Source organism: Streptomyces corynorhini, from assembly GCF_003346515.1.
In the GTDB taxonomy this organism is placed as follows: Bacteria; Actinomycetota; Actinomycetes; order Streptomycetales; family Streptomycetaceae; genus Streptomyces; species Streptomyces corynorhini.
The window spans coordinates 1-18,236 of record NZ_QQNA01000014.1 but is presented as its reverse complement, the minus strand read 5'-3'; the positions used below and the strand labels follow the sequence as shown (position 1 = coordinate 18,236).

General features: G+C 69.4%; 14 protein-coding genes and 1 pseudogene. 10 read left to right on the top strand and 5 right to left on the bottom strand.

From position 1 onward, the window contains the following. A pseudogene (locus DVH02_RS35895) lies at positions 1-244 on the bottom strand (hypothetical protein); the annotation flags it as partial. Positions 245-494: 250 nt separating this feature from the next. Beyond that, a complete protein-coding gene (locus tag DVH02_RS02745; protein ID WP_158575833.1) occupies positions 495-1,925 on the bottom strand; it encodes a cytochrome P450 in 1,431 nt (476 codons plus the stop codon). A gap of 325 nt (positions 1,926-2,250) precedes the next feature. On the opposite strand from DVH02_RS02745, the gene DVH02_RS02740 reads away from it, so the two are divergent. Next, a complete protein-coding gene (locus tag DVH02_RS02740; protein WP_158575832.1) occupies positions 2,251-3,072 on the top strand; it encodes a VC0807 family protein in 822 nt (273 codons plus the stop codon). A gap of 279 nt (positions 3,073-3,351) precedes the next feature. On the opposite strand, the gene DVH02_RS02735 is transcribed toward DVH02_RS02740, so the two are convergent. After that, entirely contained in the window at positions 3,352-4,488 is a 1,137-nt protein-coding gene (locus DVH02_RS02735; protein ID WP_114622044.1) for a PQQ-dependent sugar dehydrogenase, read from the bottom strand. Positions 4,489-5,060: 572 nt separating this feature from the next. Here DVH02_RS02735 and DVH02_RS02730 point away from each other — a divergent pair. The 3 genes from DVH02_RS02730 (at position 5,061) to DVH02_RS02720 (ending at position 9,629) form a co-directional block, all read left to right on the top strand. Beyond that, positions 5,061-7,127, top strand: a complete 2,067-nt coding sequence (locus tag DVH02_RS02730; RefSeq protein ID WP_114622043.1) for a flavin monoamine oxidase family protein — start codon at positions 5,061-5,063, stop codon at positions 7,125-7,127. Continuing rightward, positions 7,124-9,034, top strand: coding sequence for a thiamine pyrophosphate-binding protein (locus tag DVH02_RS02725; protein WP_114622042.1), 1,911 nt, complete (start codon positions 7,124-7,126; stop codon positions 9,032-9,034). The genes DVH02_RS02730 and DVH02_RS02725 overlap by 4 nt, the downstream gene beginning before the upstream one ends. Before the next feature lie 85 nt (positions 9,035-9,119). Further along, complete coding sequence (locus DVH02_RS02720) at positions 9,120-9,629, top strand: inclusion body family protein (RefSeq protein WP_114622041.1); 510 nt, start codon at positions 9,120-9,122, stop codon at positions 9,627-9,629. Between the two features lie 25 nt (positions 9,630-9,654). Here the strand turns inward: DVH02_RS02720 and DVH02_RS34690 are convergent, their stop codons facing one another. Next, a complete protein-coding gene (locus tag DVH02_RS34690) occupies positions 9,655-9,921 on the bottom strand; it encodes a hypothetical protein (protein WP_147285987.1) in 267 nt (88 codons plus the stop codon). 289 nt (positions 9,922-10,210) lie between these two features. On the opposite strand from DVH02_RS34690, the gene DVH02_RS35890 reads away from it, so the two are divergent. From DVH02_RS35890 to DVH02_RS02690, 6 genes are all read left to right on the top strand, one after another. After that, positions 10,211-11,137: a methyltransferase domain-containing protein gene (locus DVH02_RS35890; protein WP_233518002.1), complete on the top strand. Its 927-nt coding sequence runs from the start codon at positions 10,211-10,213 to the stop codon at positions 11,135-11,137. A 552-nt stretch (positions 11,138-11,689) separates the two neighbouring features. After that, positions 11,690-12,889 carry an LLM class flavin-dependent oxidoreductase gene (locus tag DVH02_RS02710; protein ID WP_114622040.1) on the top strand — a complete coding sequence of 400 codons (1,200 nt, stop codon included), beginning with the start codon at positions 11,690-11,692 and terminating at the stop codon, positions 12,887-12,889. Beyond that, a complete protein-coding gene (locus DVH02_RS02705; RefSeq protein WP_114622039.1) occupies positions 12,886-13,446 on the top strand; it encodes a GNAT family N-acetyltransferase in 561 nt (186 codons plus the stop codon). Before DVH02_RS02710 ends, DVH02_RS02705 begins: the two co-directional genes overlap by 4 nt. A 105-nt stretch (positions 13,447-13,551) precedes the next feature. Continuing rightward, positions 13,552-14,574, top strand: coding sequence for an amino acid ABC transporter permease (locus tag DVH02_RS02700; RefSeq protein WP_114622038.1), 1,023 nt, complete (start codon positions 13,552-13,554; stop codon positions 14,572-14,574). Positions 14,575-14,645: 71 nt separating this feature from the next. After that, entirely contained in the window at positions 14,646-15,398 is a 753-nt protein-coding gene (locus tag DVH02_RS02695) for an amino acid ABC transporter ATP-binding protein (protein WP_114622047.1), read from the top strand. Positions 15,399-15,520: 122 nt separating this feature from the next. Then, positions 15,521-16,513 (top strand): ABC transporter substrate-binding protein, encoded by a 993-nt coding sequence (locus DVH02_RS02690; RefSeq protein ID WP_114622037.1) that lies wholly within the window; start codon positions 15,521-15,523, stop codon positions 16,511-16,513. 259 nt (positions 16,514-16,772) lie between these two features. On the opposite strand, the gene DVH02_RS02685 is transcribed toward DVH02_RS02690, so the two are convergent. Continuing rightward, positions 16,773-18,125, bottom strand: a complete 1,353-nt coding sequence (locus DVH02_RS02685) for an MFS transporter (protein ID WP_114622036.1) — start codon at positions 18,123-18,125, stop codon at positions 16,773-16,775. Between the last annotated feature and the right edge of the window lie 111 nt (positions 18,126-18,236).

Sequence of the window (18,236 nt, the reverse complement as noted above, 5' to 3'; positions counted from 1 at the left end):
CGGAGGCGTGCGGCGTGACCGCGTCGCCTGCCGCCGTGGCCGTGTCCGCGCGTGTGCCCGTACCCGTGCCCATGGCCGTACCCGCAGCCGTGCCCGCGCCCGTCGCGGCCGGACGGCCGCTGGGCTCCGGACGGCCGGAGTGCTCCGGGTCCGCGCCCGTCGGAGCGTTCCCACCCCGAACGGTGTCGACTGCCTGCCGGGAGTCCATCACGTTCCCCCGCACCTGTGCGTCTTCTGGCAACACGGCCACTGCCTCCGCCCTACGAATCCAGCACATGTCCTGGCCGCTTTTCCGGCCGGATCCGACTGCCGCGCGGCCTGCGGGACAATCGATGGTTGCGATGCGCTGCCAGGGGGCGCCGCGATCGGCGGATGCGATGCGGTCGCCGGCCCCGACGCTTGTTCATCCTGGCGGCTGCCCGCAGGCGAGTCCCGCGGGCAGCTCTCGATCTAGGGAGACTTCTACTAGTTCGGCCCTGGTCAGCGACGTGCGGTCAGCGTCGGCGGTGCGGAATCATGTCGAGTCCGCCGCGGGGCTGGAGGGTGAAGTCGCTCGCGACCCGGTCCGGCGCGTCACCGACCGGTTCGAACTCCCAGTGCCGACTGAGCGTGGCGAGCGCCAAGACGCCCTCCATCTGGGCGAAGACGTTGCCGATGCACTGGCGGGGACCGGCGCCGAACGGCAGGTAGGCCAGCTTGGGGCGGCCCTGGGCGCGGGCGTGGCCGGCGAGCGGGTCGGCGTCGTCGGTGCCTTCCAGGAACCGCTGGGGGGCGAATCGTTCCGGCTCCGGCCACCACGTCTTGTCGCGGTGCAGGACGAACGGACTGACCATCACGGCGCTGTTGCGCGGGATGTGGTAGCCGTTGGCCGTGTAGTCCTCCAGGGCCCGGCGGACCAGCACCCAGGCCGGCGGGAAGAGGCGCAGCGCCTCCGAGTACACGGCGTCGGTGTAGGTCAGGCGGGGCAGGTCCTCGACCGTGGGCAGTCGGTCGCCGAGGACCTCGTCCAGCTCGGCGTGCATCTTCTCGCGGATCTCGGGGTTGGTGCCGAGCAGGTAGTAGGTCCACGTGAGGGAGCCGGAGGAGGTCTCGTGGCCCGCCATGAGGAGGGTCATGGCCTCGTCGCGGAGTTCCTCGTCGGTGAGGTGCTCGCCGGTGTCCGCGTCGGTGACGTGGAGCAGGACGGAGAGCAGGTCGTCGCCGTCGCCGGGGCCCTGCCGACGCTCGTCGATCATGCCGTAGACGATGTCGTCAACCGTCTTCAGACCGCGCTTGAACTTGCGGTTGGCGGGGAGCGGGAGGCGCAGCAGGACCTTGCCGATGGGGCTGAGTTCCCAGCGCAGCGGGCCGCCTTCGCGGGGGAAGGCGCTGCGGATGCTCTCGGCGGCCTCGCTCTCCAGGGACACGTCGAAGAGGGTGCGGGTGACCATGCCGAGGGCCAGCTCGTACATGGACTCGTGGAAGTTGAGGCGGACGCCGTCACGGAAGGTGCCGGAGAACTCGTCGGCGATGGAGGCGAAGGCGGTGCCGTATCCGGCGATCCGGCGGCGGTGGAACACCGGCTGGATGAGCCGGCGCTGGCGGCGGTGGTAGGTGCCGACGCTCGTCACCAGGCCCTTGCCGAGGACGCGTTCGAGGCTGGAGCCCCAGTCGTCGGGGCCGGGGCCGGTCTTTTCGGCGTCTTTGTCGAAGCGTCGGCTGGACGCGATGATGACGTCCTGCACGACATCGAAGTCGCTGACGAGGAAGGCGTCGCTCTTCCCCATCGGGACACGTACCAGGGGCCCGTGTTGGTCGCGCAGCGCGGAGAGGTAGCGCGGGATGTTCCTGGTGATGTCGCGCATATCCCTCAGCCGCAGGGGGCCCGGAACCGGGATGGATTCCGTCGGGGCGGGCGACTCGGGATTCAATTGCACATCGGTCACAGTGGTCTCCAGGATCGGCGGAGATGGACAAGTCGCAGGACGCCGTATCGGGAGTGAAGGGGTTGGTGGTGCTGCGACTACGTCAGGTAAAAGACGCGTACGAGTCTCGATCTGGTGGCAGACGCTAACAGCGCGTGGCCGAAAACCAGGCTGGATCACATGAGTTCTAGGGTTTTCCAGAGAGCCTGCGCGGGTGGTCCGCCCGTATCGTTGCGGAGGCGAACGCGAAAATGTGCGCCGGTGGACCGCGGCGGACCGCGCCCGTGCCGCGGTGCGGCGGCGGCCGGGCTCGCCGTTACGCACCGCCCCATCGAACGGAGAGCGCATGACCAGCGGCGGCACGACTCTTCCGGAGCAGTCTTCCTCCGGCCCGGGGGGCGATCGCGGGTCCGGACGCGACTCCGACAGCTCCGATTCCGGGCCTTCCATGCTGGTGACGATGCTGGTGGACGTCGCCGCGCCGATCGGGCTCTACTACGGGCTGACGGCGTTCGGGGTGAGCGACTTGATCGCCCTGATGGCCGGGGCGGTGGTGCCCGCGCTGGCGACGCTCATCCGGTTCGCGCGGACGCGGCGCATCGACATGCTGGGCGTGTTCGTGACGTCGATGCTGGTGCTGAGCCTGATCGTCTCCGCGACGGGTGGCAGCGTGCGGCTGCTGCTGGTCAGGGACGGCTGGCTGACCGGCGTCGCGGGGCTGGGCTTCCTGATGTCGCTGCGCGCGCGGCGTCCGTTGGCGTTCGGTTTCTCGCGACGGCTGCTCGAACGTCGGACCGCGGGCAATCGGAACTGGGACGACCTGTGGGAGGAGAACGCGCGGTTCCGGCGGATCTGGCAGATCACCACGGTGATCTGGGGGTTCGGTCTGCTGGTCGACATGGGCGTGCGGACTCTCATGGCGTACACGTTGCCGGTGCATCTGGTGCCGGCGCTCAACGGAGCGCAGTACGGCGTGTTCATGGTGCTGATGTTGGTGATCGTGAACGTGTATCACGCGCGGGCGGGCCTGTGGGAGATTCTCTCGCCGCCGGAGGACGAACGTTCCGGGCGGGACGAACACTCCGGGCGGGACGAACGTTCCGGGCATGACGGGGTCACGGGGAGTGACCGAGGTACGGGGAGCGACGACAAACGCACGGCGCGCTGACCGGTCCACGCGGTCCCCGTGGTCCACGCGGGTCCGGCTGTCCGCGGGGTGTCCGGGGGGTGTCCGGGGGACGGCAGTCGCCGCCGGACGTGCCACGCCCCGCCGCACATGTCGTGCGGCGGGGCGGTGCGGATGCCGGGCCGGACGTCCGGCCCGCGGATCGGTTGCGCCGTATCGCTTGCGTAGGGTCGGTTGCGCCGTATCGGTTCTGCAGGGTCGGTATGCGCTGTGCAGGGTCGGTATCGGTCACGTAGGGTCAGATCGGTTACGTAGGGTCGGTCACGCCGGGTCGATGCGGGAGACGCTGCCGGCGATGTCGAGGACATACAGCTCGCCCTTGCCGTCCTGTACGAACGAGATGACCTGGCCGCCGCTGACTCCGAGGTCGCTCTCGCCCGTCACCTCGCCGTTCGCCATGCGCAGAGCACGGACGGTGCCGTCGCAGTAGTCGCTGAACAGGTACTGCCCCTTCAGCTCCGGGATGGCCTCGCCCCGGTAGACGTAGCCGCCGGTCACCGAGCAGCCCAGGCCGCCGCGGCCGTACTCGTGGACCGGCGGTACGTGGTTCGCGGGCTCGGTGCCGCCCCGGAAGGGGTGGTTGCCCTCCATCTGGGACCAGCCGTAGTTCTCGCCGCCCTCGCTGTCCGCCGGGGCCCAGTCGATCTCTTCCCAGTCGTTCTGGCCGACGTCGCCGATCAGCAGGTCGCCCGTGCCCGTGTCGAAGGAGAAGCGCCACGGGTTGCGCAGCCCGTACGCCCAGATCTCGTCCTTCGCGTTCGGGTCGTCCACGAACGGGTTGTCCGCAGGGATCCCGTACGGCTCGCCGCCGCTCGGGTCGATGCGCAGCAGCTTGCCGAGCAGTGTGTCCAGACCCTGCCCGTTGCCGTGCGGGTCGCCGCCGGAGCCGCCGTCGCCGAAGGCGATATAGAGGTAGCCGTCGGGGCCGAACCGGATGTCGCCGCCGTTGTGGTTGGAGTACGGCTGCGTCTGGGTGAGAACGGTGCGCCGGGTGTCCGGCTGAATCTCGCCGTCCCGTACGGCGAATTCGTCGAGGGTGCTGGTGCCTTCGCGGTTCGTGAACGAGATGTAGAAGTGTGCGAACTCCTTGTCGAACGCGACGCCGAGCAGGCCGCGTTCACCGTCGACGGAGGTCTCGTCGGATATGTCGAGGACGGGTTCGCCGAGCCCCTGATCGTCCAGAACGCGGACGGTACCGGCGCGTTCGGCTATCCATACCGTGTCTCCGGGACCGGCCGCGCCCGCGATGGGATTCTGGGCTCTGGCCACTTCTTTGAGCGTGATCTCCGCCGATCCGCGTGGGGCGGTCGGTTCGTCGGCGGACGCTGTGGTTAAGGCGAGGGAAGCGACGAGGCAGACGGTGCCGATGATCGCCGAGCTTCTCGTGCGCAGTTTCACCGTGACCTCCTGGAGGCGGCGAATAGGGGTGACCCGGCTGCTGGGGGCAGAGTTGTACGGGTGTCGCCCGCGCCAGCACGCAACCTGGGTGGGGGGAATGTGTGCCACTGGCTACGCCTGAGCCTACAGGGGCAGGAGCGTCGGGCGTAGACCAACGCGCCCTCTGTATCGCCGTGTTGGGCTCACCGGGCCGCCTTCCCCGGCATCCGCCCGCCATGCCTGCCGCCCGGACGGAAATGCGTCCGCACGGCGCGCGGATCTCCGTCGGCATGAACGGATTCCCCACTCTCGTACATCCGTATTATTTATGGATTCCCTGTCCCGCCCGAGGCTTGATGTGCCGCTTCCTCGGGCGGAACTCGCATCACCAGGACTCCAGGAATTTCACATTCCGCGAGCCGAGCCACCGTCTCGGATTCCCCCTCTTCCCCTCCGCCCCTGGAGGAACTCGCGCGTCGACAAGGAATAGACGGACAAGGGGGAAATCCGTCAACCCGCACGGTCGACGTTTTCAGGACTTTACCTGTCGAAAGAATCGGGAAATCGTTCTTCCATATCTACGATCGTCAGCTATGACCGACACACCACGGGACAACTCCGCCACCCGTGCGCGCTGGCAGACGTGCCTGAAGCTCGCCCGAGAACTCCTCCTCGTCGGCCCGGACGGCGAGGATCTCAAACTCGGTTATCTCCGTACCCTGATAGACACGGGCCGCCTCGGCACCACCCACCACCCGCGCAAGAAGATCCTCGTCGTCGGCGCCGGTATCACCGGCCTCGTCGCCGGCCGTCTGCTCAAGGACGCCGGTCACGACGTCACCATCATCGAGGCCAACGCCGACCGCGTCGGCGGGCGTGTCAAGACGTTCCGGACGACCAAGCACCACCAGCCCTTCGGCGACGCCGCCCAGTACGCCGAGGCCGGGGCGATGCGACTGCCCGACTTCCATCCGCTCGTCCTCGCCCTCGTCGACCGGCTCGGGCTCGGCCGCCGCCAGTTCTACAACGTGGACGTGGCCCCCGGCACCGGCAGCGGCCCCGACGTTCCCGTCCCCCCGGTGACGTACACCTCCTTCTCCGGCGGGACATGGACCTACGGCGACGCCAGCCCCGACTTCCGCGAGCCCGACAAGCGGGGCAACTCCTGGATCCGCGCCAACCGCGTCCAGGTGCGGCGGGCCGAGTACGCCACCGGTCCCGAACGGCTCAACGAGGGATTCCATCTGACCGCCGACGAAGTCCGCTCCCCCGTCGTGAAGATGGTCGACGACGCGCTGGAGAGCGTGCGCGACTACTACTCCGACGTCGTCGACGGCAAGCGCGTCAACAAGCCGTTCGACGCGTGGGTCGAGGGCTGGGCCCGGGTGATCCATGACTTCGACGGCTACTCCATGGGCGGCTTCCTGCGCGACCACGCCGGGCTCAGCGACGAGGCGATCGAGGCCGTCGGAACGCTGGAGAACATGTCCTCACGGCTGCATCTCTCCTTCTTCCACAGCTTCCTGAGCCGCAGCGACATCAACCCGGCCGTGCGCTACTGGGAGATACCCGGCGGCAGTTGGCGGCTGCCGCACGCCCTCCACGAGGGCCTGCGCGACGAGGTACGGCTCGGCCACCGCATGATCCGCCTCGAATACCACGACCCCAGCCGCGACGCCGACCCCGAGGGCACCGGCGCCGTCGGGCCCGACGGCTGGGGGGTGGCCGTACAGACCGTCGCCGAGAACGACCCACGGGCCGCGCCGCGCCTGTGGACCGCGGACCTGGCGATCGTCACCATCCCGTTCTCCGCCCTGCGCTTCGTGGAGATCGTCCCCTCCATGTCGTACAAGAAGCGCCGCGCCATCATCGAGACCCACTACGACCAGGCCACCAAGGTGCTGCTGGAGTTCAGCCACCGGTGGTGGGAGTTCACCGAGGACGACTGGCGCGAGGAGCTGGAGCGCGTGGCACCGGGCGTCTACGAGAGCTACCGGCTCGACGCCGAGGCAGACCCCGCTCCCGCGCCCGGACCGGCCACGACGGACACCGGCCTGCTGGGCGCCGTAGTCAAGGACACCGGCCTGCTGGGCGCCGCGGTCAAGGACAGCGGCGTCACCGAGGAGATGCGGCAGCTCAACAGCACCATGCCGCTGCGCGGCCCCGCCGTACGCCCCGCCACCGGCTGCTTCGGCGGTGGCTCCGCCGCCGACAACCCCAACCGGTTCATGTACTACCCCTCGCACCGGGTCGACGGCAGCACCGGCGGCGTCGTCCTCGCCGCGTACTGCTGGTCCGACGACGCCGCGCGCTGGGACTCCATGCGGAACGCGGAACGCTACGTCTACGCCCTGCGCAACCTCCAGGCCCTGCACGGCCGGCGCATCGAGGTGTTCTTCACCGGACGGGGCGCCACCAAGAGCTGGGCACGCGACCCGTACGCATTCGGCGAGGCCGCCACGTACACCGCGCACCAGATGACCAGCTTCCACCTGGACGTCCCCCGGCCCGAAGGCCCCGTGCACTTCGCCGGGGAACACACCTCGCTCAAACACGCCTGGATCGAGGGCGCCCTGGAGAGCGCCGTGCGCGCCGCCCTCGCCGTCCATCAGGCCCCGCCGGTCACCACGCCCGCCACGGACGAGGAGGGCCGGTCATGACCGCGATCACCCCCCGGTGCACCGTCGCACGCTACCTGGCCCTGCGCCTGGCGGAGCTGGGCATCACCCATCTGTTCGGCGTCCCGGGCAACCATCTCGGCCCGTTCCTGACCACCCTGCGGGCCGAGGGCGACATCCAGTGGGTCGGCACTCCCACCGAGGGCGGCGCGGGCCAGGCGGCCGACGCCTACGCCCGTGTCCACGGGGTCGGCGCCGCCGCCGTCACCTACAGCGTCGGCGCCTTCAACCTGCTCAACGCCTGCGGCGGCGCCTACGTCGAGCGCGTACCGCTCGTCGCCGTCAACGCGTCCCCGCCCTACGAACAGTGGCAGAACTACCGCGCCATCGGCATGCTCACCTCACACATGAGCCCCCGCGCCGAGAGCAACCTGGACGTCTACCGGCAGGTCACCGCGGCTGCCGAGGTGATATCCAACCCTGGCCTCGCCCCGGGACAGATCGACGCCGCGCTCACCGCGTGCCTCTCCGAGCGCAGGCCCGTCTATCTGGAGGTCATGGAGGACCTGTGGGACCAGCCCTGTCCCGAACCCGGGGAGCCGGTCCTGTGCCGCGAGCGCCCCTTCGGCCCGCGCGACCAACCCATGCTGGACCGCGCCGTGGACGCGATCATGACCCTGATCGAGGAGCACCCAGGACCGGACGGCGGTCCGCGCCCGGTCGTGTGGGCCGGCGAGGAGATCGACCGGTTCCGGCTGGGCGGGCAGCTCACCGATCTGGTGCAGGCCACCGGAGTGCCGTTCTGCACCACCGTCGGCGCCAAAGCCGTCGTCGACGAGGACCTGTCGCAGTTCCACGGTGTCTACAACGGCAGGGCCAGCCACCCGGACGTGCACCGGATCTTCAAGGAGTGGGCCACCTGCCGGATCGGTCTCGGGGCCTGGTCCACATCGAAGAACCTCGGCGGCGACCAGTACATCGGCGACGACTGGGTGATGGCCGCGAACGGCGGCGTCAGTGTCGGCACCTCCTACTTCCCCGACGTCCAGCTCGCCCGGCTCCTGCCCGCGTTGCAGGACGCGCTGACCGACCGCTACGGCTCCGGGGCCTTCGACGCCGACTACTACGCCGAGGCGCACACACACCACGGCGCGCCCGCCGGCCGGCCCGCCGGGCTTGAGCAGCACCGCGCCTCGCTGCGCACCGGCACGGCGCCGCCGTCCCGGAAGGCCGAACGGCTCACCTACGACGGCCTGTTCGACCGGATCAACGGCTTCCTGGCCGGGCAGACCCGGCAGAGCTGGACGGTCGTCTCCGACGCCGCGTTCTCGCTCATCGGCTCGATGAATCTGTCACTGCCCGCCGGCGCGTTCCTGTCGCAGATCAGCTGGCTGTCCATCGGCTGGTCGGTCGGCGCGGCCACCGGCGCCGCGCTCGCGCCCGAGCGCGGGAACGCCCGGCCGATGGTGTTCGTCGGTGACGGGGCCTTCCAGGAGACCTGTCAGGAGATCTCCACACACACCAGGCTCGGGCTGCGGTCGGTGGTGTTCGTGATCGACAACGGGCACTTCTACGGCATCGAGCAGATGCTCGTGCACCCGTCCTACTACAGCGGTCCGGGATCCGCCGCCCCGGACCGCACCGACAGCAGCGACAGCAGCGACAGCACCGACAGGACGGACAGGACGGACAGCGCGGACGGCCGGGACGGCCCGGACTTCTACAACGTCCTCCACCCGTGGCACTACGACCGGCTGGCCGCCGTCTTCGCAGGCGAGGGCAGTCCGGCGAGCGGAGTCAGCATCGCCCACACCACCGAACTGGACGATCTGCTGGCCCGGCTCACCGACCCGGCCGATCCGGTCAACACCGGACCACTGCTGGTCCGTGTACGTCTGCACCGGCGCGACTACCCGCGCGCGATGGCGTACAAGGTGCCGAAGCCCTGAGCGCGGCGGCTCACCACGCGACACGACACAACACGGCGCGGAGACAGAACTTGCCGGAGAACCCGGTAGGACGAAGGAGCGGGAAATGGCTGATCTCAACGTACTGATCGCGTTCGACGCGGCGACGATCGTCGAGCGGTATCCCAACGCGTCGAGGAACCCCGACGCGCCGACGCAGGTCGATCACCAGCTCATCTACATGACGACGCGCCACGACCACATCATCGGCTCCTCGGGTGCCGAGCTGAATCTGCGGGCCGAACCCGGGGACAGCATCAGGTGGCGGGAGACGACCCTGTCGCTCGGCAGCGACTACAAGGCGCTGCTGTACAAATACGTGAGCGACGACAGCGCGCACACACTCATCAGGACGCCGGAGATCGAGGTGATCGACGGCGTCTTTCCGATGCCGAAGGAGGGTGCCGAGGGCAAACCGGAGTTCGTGACGCAGAGCTACGAGGACCATTACTGGCGTACGACCGTCAAGAGGGCCGGCAACGTCGTCTACCACTTCTTCTTCCAGATCCTGGACCATCACCGCCAGGTGCTGGGCTACTTCCAGTGGGATCCCTTCATCACCATCGAGAACCCCTGACGGTCTCCTGGGGGCCTCGGGGTCGTCAGGGGCCGAGGTACTCCCCGGTCAGCGGGTCCTCGCCGAGGAACCCGGCCTGCTGATCACGGTCCGGCGCGGTGACGGAACCGCGCCGGACCACCGCGCCGGACCACCACGTCGGCCGCCGCCGCGTTGGCGCCGCCGCGTTGGCGCTGTCCGCCCGCCCGCGGGGCGCGGCCCGCGGCGTCTGGCGCGAGCCGCACTCGCTATGCGTCAGACAGGGCCCAGGGGGACGTCCCTGCTCCCAGTCCATGGCCGTGACCGTGGCCATGACCGTGACCGAAACCCGTCGGTCGCCCGGGTGAACCTGGGCCGGGGCACGATCATCGTAGCGAGTTAACGGCGACGGCTTCTCTGGACCGACCGGGCGCAGCGGCCGTTAGTGTTCCCTGGGATCTGGACGGATTCCCGTATTTCCTCCCTTCTGACCTCTTTGCTTTTCCGCACCTCTTCACCGTCCCCTCGGCCCCGTCCGTCCGCTCCGTTCCCTCTGTCCCCCTTTCTTTCTCCGTGCCGCACGCGTACGTCGGCCACCGCCTCTACGAAGGAGAGCGCGCCCGATGACCGTCGAGACCAGCTCGGAAACACCTCCGCGAACCCCGCAGGAGACACCTCGGCAATCCAGCCTGAGCACGGCGGCCGCCCGCAACCTGGCCACCACGGCCAAGTCCGCGCCGCAGATGCAGGGGATCTCGTCTCGCTGGCTGCTGCGGGTGCTGCCGTGGGTGGAGACCAAGGGCGGCGCCTACCGGGTGAACCGGCGGTTGAGCTACACCGTCGGCGACCGGTTCGGGGACAACGTCCTGCTGGACGCGGACGGCCTGTGGGACTTCACGGCCACCGCCGAGACCGCGGGCACCCTGCTCACGCTGTCCCGCGCCGACTTCGCCGCCGTGGTGTCCACGGCCCCGGGGCTCCAGGCCCACATCCAGGCGTTCGGTTCGATTCCCCGGCAGCGGCAGAACAAGCACGGCGAGGCGGAGATCTCCCTGTCGGCCAAGCAGGCCGACTTCGCCAACAACCGCGCCCGCGAACTCGGTGTCCAGGACCACGTGCGCGCCCGGGTCTGCAACATGCTCGGTACGCCGTTCGAGACCGGGCAGGCCGCGGCCTCATGGAACAACGAGTCGAGCATGTATGTCGACCTGCAGGACCTCTTCGCGGAGCACTCCCGCGTCCTCGCGGCCGGTGGCCGCTATGTGACCATCACCGGCTGCTGGAACCCGCGTTACGGCCAGCCGTCGAAGTGGGTCTCGCAGATCAACGCGCACTTCGAGTGCAACATCCACTCCCGCCGGGAGTACCTGCGTGCCATGGCCGACAACCGCCTCGTCCCGCAGGCCGTCGTCGGCCTCACCGCCGCGACCCTGCCCTACTGGGAGCTGCGGGCCACGTCCTCGCTGGTCACGGGCATCGAGGAGGCGTTCATCAACGCGTACAAGGACGGCTCCTTCCAGTACCTGCTGATCGCGGCCGGCCGCGTCTGAGCGACGCCCACGGGAAAGACGGTACGGTCCCACCGCGCGTGCGGTGGGACCGTACGCGCGTCAGCGGGGCCTCAACCCGGCCGAATCGCATGCGCGCCCGGAGCGTCGCTGTCAAGAAGCACGCGTCGGCCACCGATGCCGCCGACGCCGACCACACCGTGAGCGAGTGTTGACTTCGGCCGAGGTCCCGTGCTCAATTGGCTTCATGCAGAGGCAACTGCCGTTGGTCATCCGCGGCCACATCGACTTCGGTCGCGTGTGGTCCGCGTCTTGTTGCGCCTGACCCGGCAGCGGGCCGCCTGACCGGCCCCTCCCTCCCTCGGTGACCCCGTCGCGGGCCGAGCACCTCTTCCGCACCGGGCGCACGCTGCCGCCGTACCCCTGACGCGCCACCCGTCACCACGCCCAGCTCCGTGCAGCGCTCCCGTACCTCGCTCCGCGTCACCACGTATCACGCGCCGCGCGCCGCCGCCGTCCGGCCATGTCCGTGTGCGCCGCGGCCGTGCGCCGCGTACCGGTGCCGCGCCTCCCGCCCCGCACGAAAGGTCCCTCATGCCTGTGGAGTTCCTCGGTATCGCCGCCAGCAACGACGGGTCGGAGACCAGCCCGCGCTCCGGTGGCGCGTTCGACAAGGAATACACACTCAAGCTCGCCCGTGCCCATGAGGACCACGGCTGGGACCGGGTGCTGTTCGCGTACGGTTCCGGCTCTCCCGATCCGGCACCGGCCGCCGCGTACATCGCCTCCCGGCTGGACCGGCTACAGCTCCTGCTCGCACACCGGCCGAACGTCTCGTATCCGACGTTCGCCGCGAAGACCTTCGCGACACTGGACCGGATCAGCGACGGGCGGCTCGCCGTGCACTTCATCACCGGCGGCAACGACCGCGAACAGGGGCGTGAGGGTGACACCCTCACCAAGGACCAGCGGTACGCCCGCACCCGCGAGTACATCGAGATCGTCAAGCGGATCTGGACCACGCACGATCCCTTCGACCACGAGGGCGAGCACTACCGGTTCCACGACTTCGTCAGCGACGTGTTCCCCGTCCAACAGCCGCGGCCCGACGTGTCGTTCGGCGGCTCGTCCCCGGCGGCGTACGCGGCGGGCGGGGCCGAGGCGGACATCTACGCGCTGTGGGGCGAGCCGCTGGAGCGGACGGCGGAGCAGATCGAGTCCGTACGGGCGGCGGCCCGCGCCGCCGGTCGCGTGACCCCGCCCCGGATCCAGGTGGCGTTCCGGCCCGTCATCGCGCCGACGGAGGAGCTTGCCTGGGAGAAGGCGTACCGGACCCTCGACGCGATCAAGGCGAGGCAGAGCAAGGGCCGGCGGGTCACCGTACGCGACCACTCCCGGTCGGCACCCGAGAACACCGGCGCGCGGCGGCTGATCTCGATCGCGCGGGAGGGCGAGCGGTACGACCGGGCGCTGTGGACTCCGACGGCGGCGGCGACCGGCGGCGCCGGTAACTCCAACGCCCTGGTCGGCACTCCGGAGACGGTGGCCAGGGCGCTGCTGGACTACTACGACCTCGGTGTGGACATCATCTCCGCCCGTGGCTACGACCTGCTGGGCGATGCCATCGACTTCGGCCGGCACGTCATCCCGCTGGTGCGGGCGGAGGTGGCCAGGCGCGATGCCGAGGGCGCTGCCCGGGGCCCGGGGACGCTCGATCGGCGGATCCTCGGCCCGAGGGCGGCGGATCGGGACGACGCCACCGCCACGCGCGACGCTTCCGGGGTCGGCCGATGACCTCCGCGGCCGGTCCCGGGGGTCCGGCCTGGCTGCGCGTCCGGGTCTCCGATCCGCTGGTGCGCCCGATGCTGCGGGAGCTGGGGGACGAGTACTCCGCCCGGTACGGCAAGGACGCGCACGGCGAGCTGGCGCGGTATCCGGCGGAGGAGTTCGACCCGCCGCACGGTGTCCTGCTGCTTTTGCTGGAGCACGGCGAACCGGTGGCGGGAGGCGCGTTCCGCCGGTACGACGCGGCCACGGCCGAGCTGAAGCGCATCTGGACCCACTCCGCGCACCGGCGGCGTGGGCTCGCGATGCGCGTGGTGCGGGAGTTGGAGCGCATCGCCGTCGCCCGGGGGTACCGCGAGGTCTACCTCACCACCGGACCGCGCCAGCCCGAGGCGCGCGGGCTGTATCTGGCGGCCGGGTACACACCGCTGTTCGACACGGACGCGGATCCGGAGACGATCGGCCCGTTGCCGTTCGCGAAGGCACTCACCCCTCGACGTGTGGAACTGACCGGTCACCACGCGGTCACCACCAGGAGCGTTCCCGGCCCGCGCGACGACGCCTGAAGGGAAGCGGGCTGCCCCCGTGCGTCCGACGATCGACGGCCGTCGAGAAGTCCCTGATCATCAGCCCGCCCGAGCCCGAGCCCGAGTATCCGCAGGAGCCCCGCCATGGACACCGCAACCGGGGCGGACGCCGCGCCCGGCGCCGCCGCGACCACCGTACCGCCCCCGGCGGGCGCCTCTCCGCCGCCGGGGGCCGCTGCCGGTCCCGGCGACGATCTCGCCGCGCTGAAAGTCGTTCCCGCGCGCCATTACTGGCGTTGGGTGGCCGGGGCAGCCGCGCTGGTCGTGGTCGCCCAGTTCGGGCACGGGCTGCTCACCAATCCCGGCTGGGAGTGGGACATCTTCTTCCTCTATCTCACGGCCGACACCGTACTGAAGGCCGTCTGGGTGACGCTGCAGCTCACCGCCTACGGAACGGTGATCGGATTCGCCCTCGGGATGGTGCTGGCCTTCATGCGGCTGTCGCGGAGTGTGATCCTCCAGACGGTCGCCTGGACGTACATCTGGGCGTTCCGGTCGATCCCGCTCATCGTGCAACTGCTGTTCTGGTTCAATCTCGCCTATCTGTACAAGGAGTTGGGGTTCGGCATCCCCTTCGGCCCGGTGCTGTGGAGCTTCGACACGATGAATCTGGTCGGCGCTCTCTCGGCAGCCGTCATCGGGCTCGCGCTGCACCAGGCCGCCTACGCGGCGGAGATCGTGCGCGGCGGGATCGTCTCCGTCGACGGCGGGCAGTTGGAAGCCGCGGCGGCGCTCGGCATACCCCGGCTGCGGCAGCTGCGGCGTATTCTGCTGCCGCAGGCGATGCGGGGCATCCTGCCCAACGCGGCCAACGAGGTGATCTCCCTCTTCAAGGGCACCTCGATCGTCTCCGTCATGGCCATCGGCGAGTTGTTCTACCAGGTGCAGGTGGTCTACGGCCGCAACGGACGGGTCGTACCGCTGCTGATGGTCGCCACCGCCTGGTACATCCTGCTGACCACGTTGCTGTCCATCGCCCAGTACTACGTGGAACGGCACTTCGCGCGGGGCGCCGAACGCACTCCCCCGCCCACCCCGCTCCAGCGCGCCAGGACGTTCGCCCGCACGATACGGGCGTCCGCCGCCACCGGAGGGATCCAGAGATGAGCACCGAACACACCGGCGGGAGCGGCAGCGAGGCCGGGACAGGCCGCGCGGGCAGCGCCGACGGCCCTCCGATGGTGGAGGTACGCGGCGTCCACAAGAGCTTCGGCGCGCTCGACGTGCTGCGCGGTGTCGACCTGCGGGTCCGTACCGGAGAGGTGACGGTCGTGCTCGGGCCGTCCGGTTCGGGGAAGTCGACGCTGCTGCGGAGCATCAACCATCTGGAGAAGCTGAACCGTGGGTACGTCGCCATCGACGGCGAGCTGATCGGCTACCGCCGCTCCGGCTCCACGCTCCACGAGCTGAAGGAGCGGGAGGTGCTCAAGCAGCGGCTGCACATCGGATTCGTCTTCCAGAACTTCAACCTCTTCCCGCATCTGACGGTCGTGGAGAACATCATCGAGGCGCCGGTCTCGGCACTGCGACGGCCCCGGAGGGCGGCGGTCGAGCAGGCGCGGGCGCTGCTGGAGCGGGTGGGGCTCGCGGACAAGGCGGACGCGTATCCGCGCCAGCTCTCCGGGGGGCAGCAGCAGCGCGTGGCGATCGCCCGCGCGCTCGCGCCGGAGCCGAAGGTGCTGCTTTTCGACGAGCCGACCTCGGCGCTCGACCCGGAGCTGGTGGGTGAGGTGCTGGACGTCATCAAGGACCTGGCCCGCAGCGGAACGACCATGATCGTTGTCACGCACGAGATCGGCTTCGCACGTGAAGTGGCCGACACCGTCGTCTTCATGGACGAGGGTGTGATCGTCGAGCAGGGCCCGCCGGCCGAGTTGCTCGACCGGCCGCGGCACACGCGGACCAAGGCGTTTCTGTCCAAGGTGCTGTGACCTCGCGCTCCCCCGCCTTCTCTTGCCTTCTCCTCGTCTTCTCCTCGCCTTCCTTTCCCTCTTCTCGTCCCTCTCCCTTCCTTGCTCGCTCTTCCAGCCGACGCACCGCCCAAGGAGCCACCATGCCGCCCCGCCGTGCCTTCATCCGTACCACCGCCGCCGTTCTCGGCCTCGTCACCGCGTTCTCGCTCACCGGCTGCGGCGATCCGGCCGACGACGCCACCGACAAGATCGATGCCAAGGGCGCGGGCGGCGGTGGCTCGACGATCAATCTGGGCCCCGAACAGCACCGGGTCACCACGCCCAAGGTGGACTCCATCGCCGCCCTGGTCCCCGAGGCGGTCCGCGAGCGGGGCACCCTGGAGATCGTCGGTACGACCGGCACCGCGCCGCCGCTGAGTTTCTACGCCACCGACGACAAGACGGTGATCGGGGTGGAACCCGACATCGCCTCGCTGATCGCGAATGTGCTCGGGCTCAAGGCGCATTACAACACGGTCGACTGGGCGAACATCTTCGTCGGCCTCGACAGCGGCAAGTACGACGTCGGGCTGAGCAACATCACGGTCACCGAGGAGCGCAAGGACAAGTACGACTTCGCCACGTACCGTCTGGACAACCTTGCGTTCGAGACGAAGAAGGGTGCGGGCTGGAAGGTGAGCGAACCGGCGGACGTGGCGGGCCGGACCATCGCGGTCGGCTCCGGCACCAACCAGGAGAAGCTGCTGGTCACCTGGAGCGAGCAGAACGTGAAGAAGGGGCTGAAGCCCACCGACATCAAGTACTACCAGAAGCCCACCGACTACTACCTGGCGCTCGGTTCCGGGCGCATCGACGCCTATCTCGGCCCCAACCCGACAGCCGCCTACCACGTGGCGTCCGCGGGACAGAGCGAGATCATCGGCACGTACTCGGGGGGCGGCGCCGATGTGCAGGGCGAGATCGCGGCGACCACGAAGAAGGACCATGACCTGATCAAGCCCGTTCAGGAGGCGCTCAACACTGTGATCAAGAACGGTACGTACCGGAAGGTCCTGGACCGTTGGGGGCTGGCGAACGAGGCGGTCCCCTCGTCAGAACTGAACCCGAGGGGCCTGCCCAGGACCAACCAGTAGGCCGTACGCCGCCTCGGCGTCCGAAGGTGTCAGCGTGCCCCCCCTCGGTAGGTCGGTGGTCCGTGCCTCGGGTCCACTCCCCGACATGGTTCACCTGTACGGGTGAACTGTGTCGGCGTGCCCTGGGCGGCGGGAAGCGCCTCGGGTGATCGTTTCATCTGGGCGCGGCGGGCCCGCCTTCCCCGGCCCGCGAGCAGAGGGGGCAGCGGATGGCGGGCCAAGGAGAGACCGGCCGGTCAGCCGGTCGCGGGCGGGTGATTCAGGCCGCCGCGCGGGGCTTCTGCGGCTGCTGGAGCCTGGCGGCCCGGGTCCTCGGGCCGAAGATCGCCAGGACGACGGCACCGAAGATCCAGGTACCGGCGATGAAGTAGAAGACGCTCTGGTAGCCGGTGTTGTTGTAGAGGGCCGCGATGATCAGTGGCCCGGCCGCGTTCGAGAGCCGCCCCAGCCCGTACGAGACGCCGGTGCCCAGGGACCTGCTGCGGGTGTCGAAGACCTCGGGTGAATAGGCGTATCCCAGGGCGGTGTAGCCGCGCTCGAAGAGGTTCACGAGGAAGCCGAAGACGACGATCAGGACCGGGTCGAAGGTGAGCCCGTAGAGCAGTCCGCAGAACGCGATGACCGTGCCGAAGGCGACCAGACACCACTTGCGCTCGAACCGGTCGGTGACCAGGGAGGCGAGGAAGGAGCCGAGCGGCGCGCCGACCGTCGTCAGGGCCACGTAGAACACCGACTTCTCGACGCTGAAGCCCTCCTTGGCCAGCAGGGTGGGTGCCCAGCTGGAGTAGCCGAAGAAGCCGATGGTCTGGGTGACCCACACCACGGTGAGCAGGAGTGTCGGCGCGAGGTACTTCTTCTGGAGCAGCAGACGCAGGGTCGCCTTGGCGGCCGGTGGTTCGTCGACCGGGGGCGCGGGTTCGGGCAGCGGGCCCTTCTCGGCGGTGGCCTGGGCCTCCAGCTCGGTCAGGATCGCGTCGGCCTGGGCGTGCTCGCCCCTGTTTTCGAGCCAGCGGGGCGACTCCTTGAGTTTGCGTGCGAAGAAGACGAACAGCAGGCCGAGCGAGCCCCACAGATAGACCAGCCGCCACGACCAGTCGTTCAGGGGCACCACGGCGCTGGCGATCAGATTGGTGACGGGTGTGCCGCAGATGCCGATGACGATCGCGTACGCCTGGTACTTGCCGCGGAAGGCGGCCGGGTAGATCTCGTTGACGTAGATGACCGCCACGACCGTCATCGCGGACAGTCCGGCCGAGGTCAGGACGCGGAACACACCGAGGGACAGTACGTCCCAGGAGAAGACCGAGGCGAAGGAGAAGACTCCGAAGAACACGGTGGTCATCGTGAGCGCCTTCTTGCGTCCCCACCGGTCGGCGACGCCGCTGGCGATGATCGAGCCGAAGAACATGCCGACGAACGACAGCGAGGTGACGTAGGCCACCTGGTTCACGGTGACGCCCCACAGGTTGATCAGCTTGGGTGCGGTGGTCGCGAAGCTGTTGATGTCGGCGAACTCGAAGAAGTAGGCGAAGGAGACCACGAGCAGAGTGGTCCGGTGGAACCGGAAGACCGGCAGCCTGTTCAAGCGGTTCAGCGCGTTGGAGTGGGACATGGCGGGCCTCTGTCGGAGAAGGAGGGGAGAGGGAGGTGTGGGGGCGAACGGCTCCAGCCGGGAGCGGTGGCAAGGGGAGGGACGACGGGGATGGCCGGGACGGGAGGGTGG

Coding starts and splice junctions, on each gene's coding strand:
- DVH02_RS02740 (WP_158575832.1), top strand. CDS start 2,251: ATGACCAGCGGCGGCACGACTCTTCCGGAGCAGTCTTCCTCCGGCCCG.
- DVH02_RS02730 (WP_114622043.1), top strand. CDS start 5,061: ATGACCGACACACCACGGGACAACTCCGCCACCCGTGCGCGCTGGCAG.
- DVH02_RS02725 (WP_114622042.1), top strand. CDS start 7,124: ATGACCGCGATCACCCCCCGGTGCACCGTCGCACGCTACCTGGCCCTG.
- DVH02_RS02720 (WP_114622041.1), top strand. CDS start 9,120: ATGGCTGATCTCAACGTACTGATCGCGTTCGACGCGGCGACGATCGTC.
- DVH02_RS34690 (WP_147285987.1), bottom strand. CDS start 9,921: ATGGCCACGGTCACGGCCATGGACTGGGAGCAGGGACGTCCCCCTGGG.
- DVH02_RS35890 (WP_233518002.1), top strand. CDS start 10,211: ATGACCGTCGAGACCAGCTCGGAAACACCTCCGCGAACCCCGCAGGAG.
- DVH02_RS02710 (WP_114622040.1), top strand. CDS start 11,690: ATGCCTGTGGAGTTCCTCGGTATCGCCGCCAGCAACGACGGGTCGGAG.
- DVH02_RS02705 (WP_114622039.1), top strand. CDS start 12,886: ATGACCTCCGCGGCCGGTCCCGGGGGTCCGGCCTGGCTGCGCGTCCGG.
- DVH02_RS02700 (WP_114622038.1), top strand. CDS start 13,552: ATGGACACCGCAACCGGGGCGGACGCCGCGCCCGGCGCCGCCGCGACC.
- DVH02_RS02695 (WP_114622047.1), top strand. CDS start 14,646: ATGGTGGAGGTACGCGGCGTCCACAAGAGCTTCGGCGCGCTCGACGTG.
- DVH02_RS02690 (WP_114622037.1), top strand. CDS start 15,521: ATGCCGCCCCGCCGTGCCTTCATCCGTACCACCGCCGCCGTTCTCGGC.
- DVH02_RS02685 (WP_114622036.1), bottom strand. CDS start 18,125: ATGTCCCACTCCAACGCGCTGAACCGCTTGAACAGGCTGCCGGTCTTC.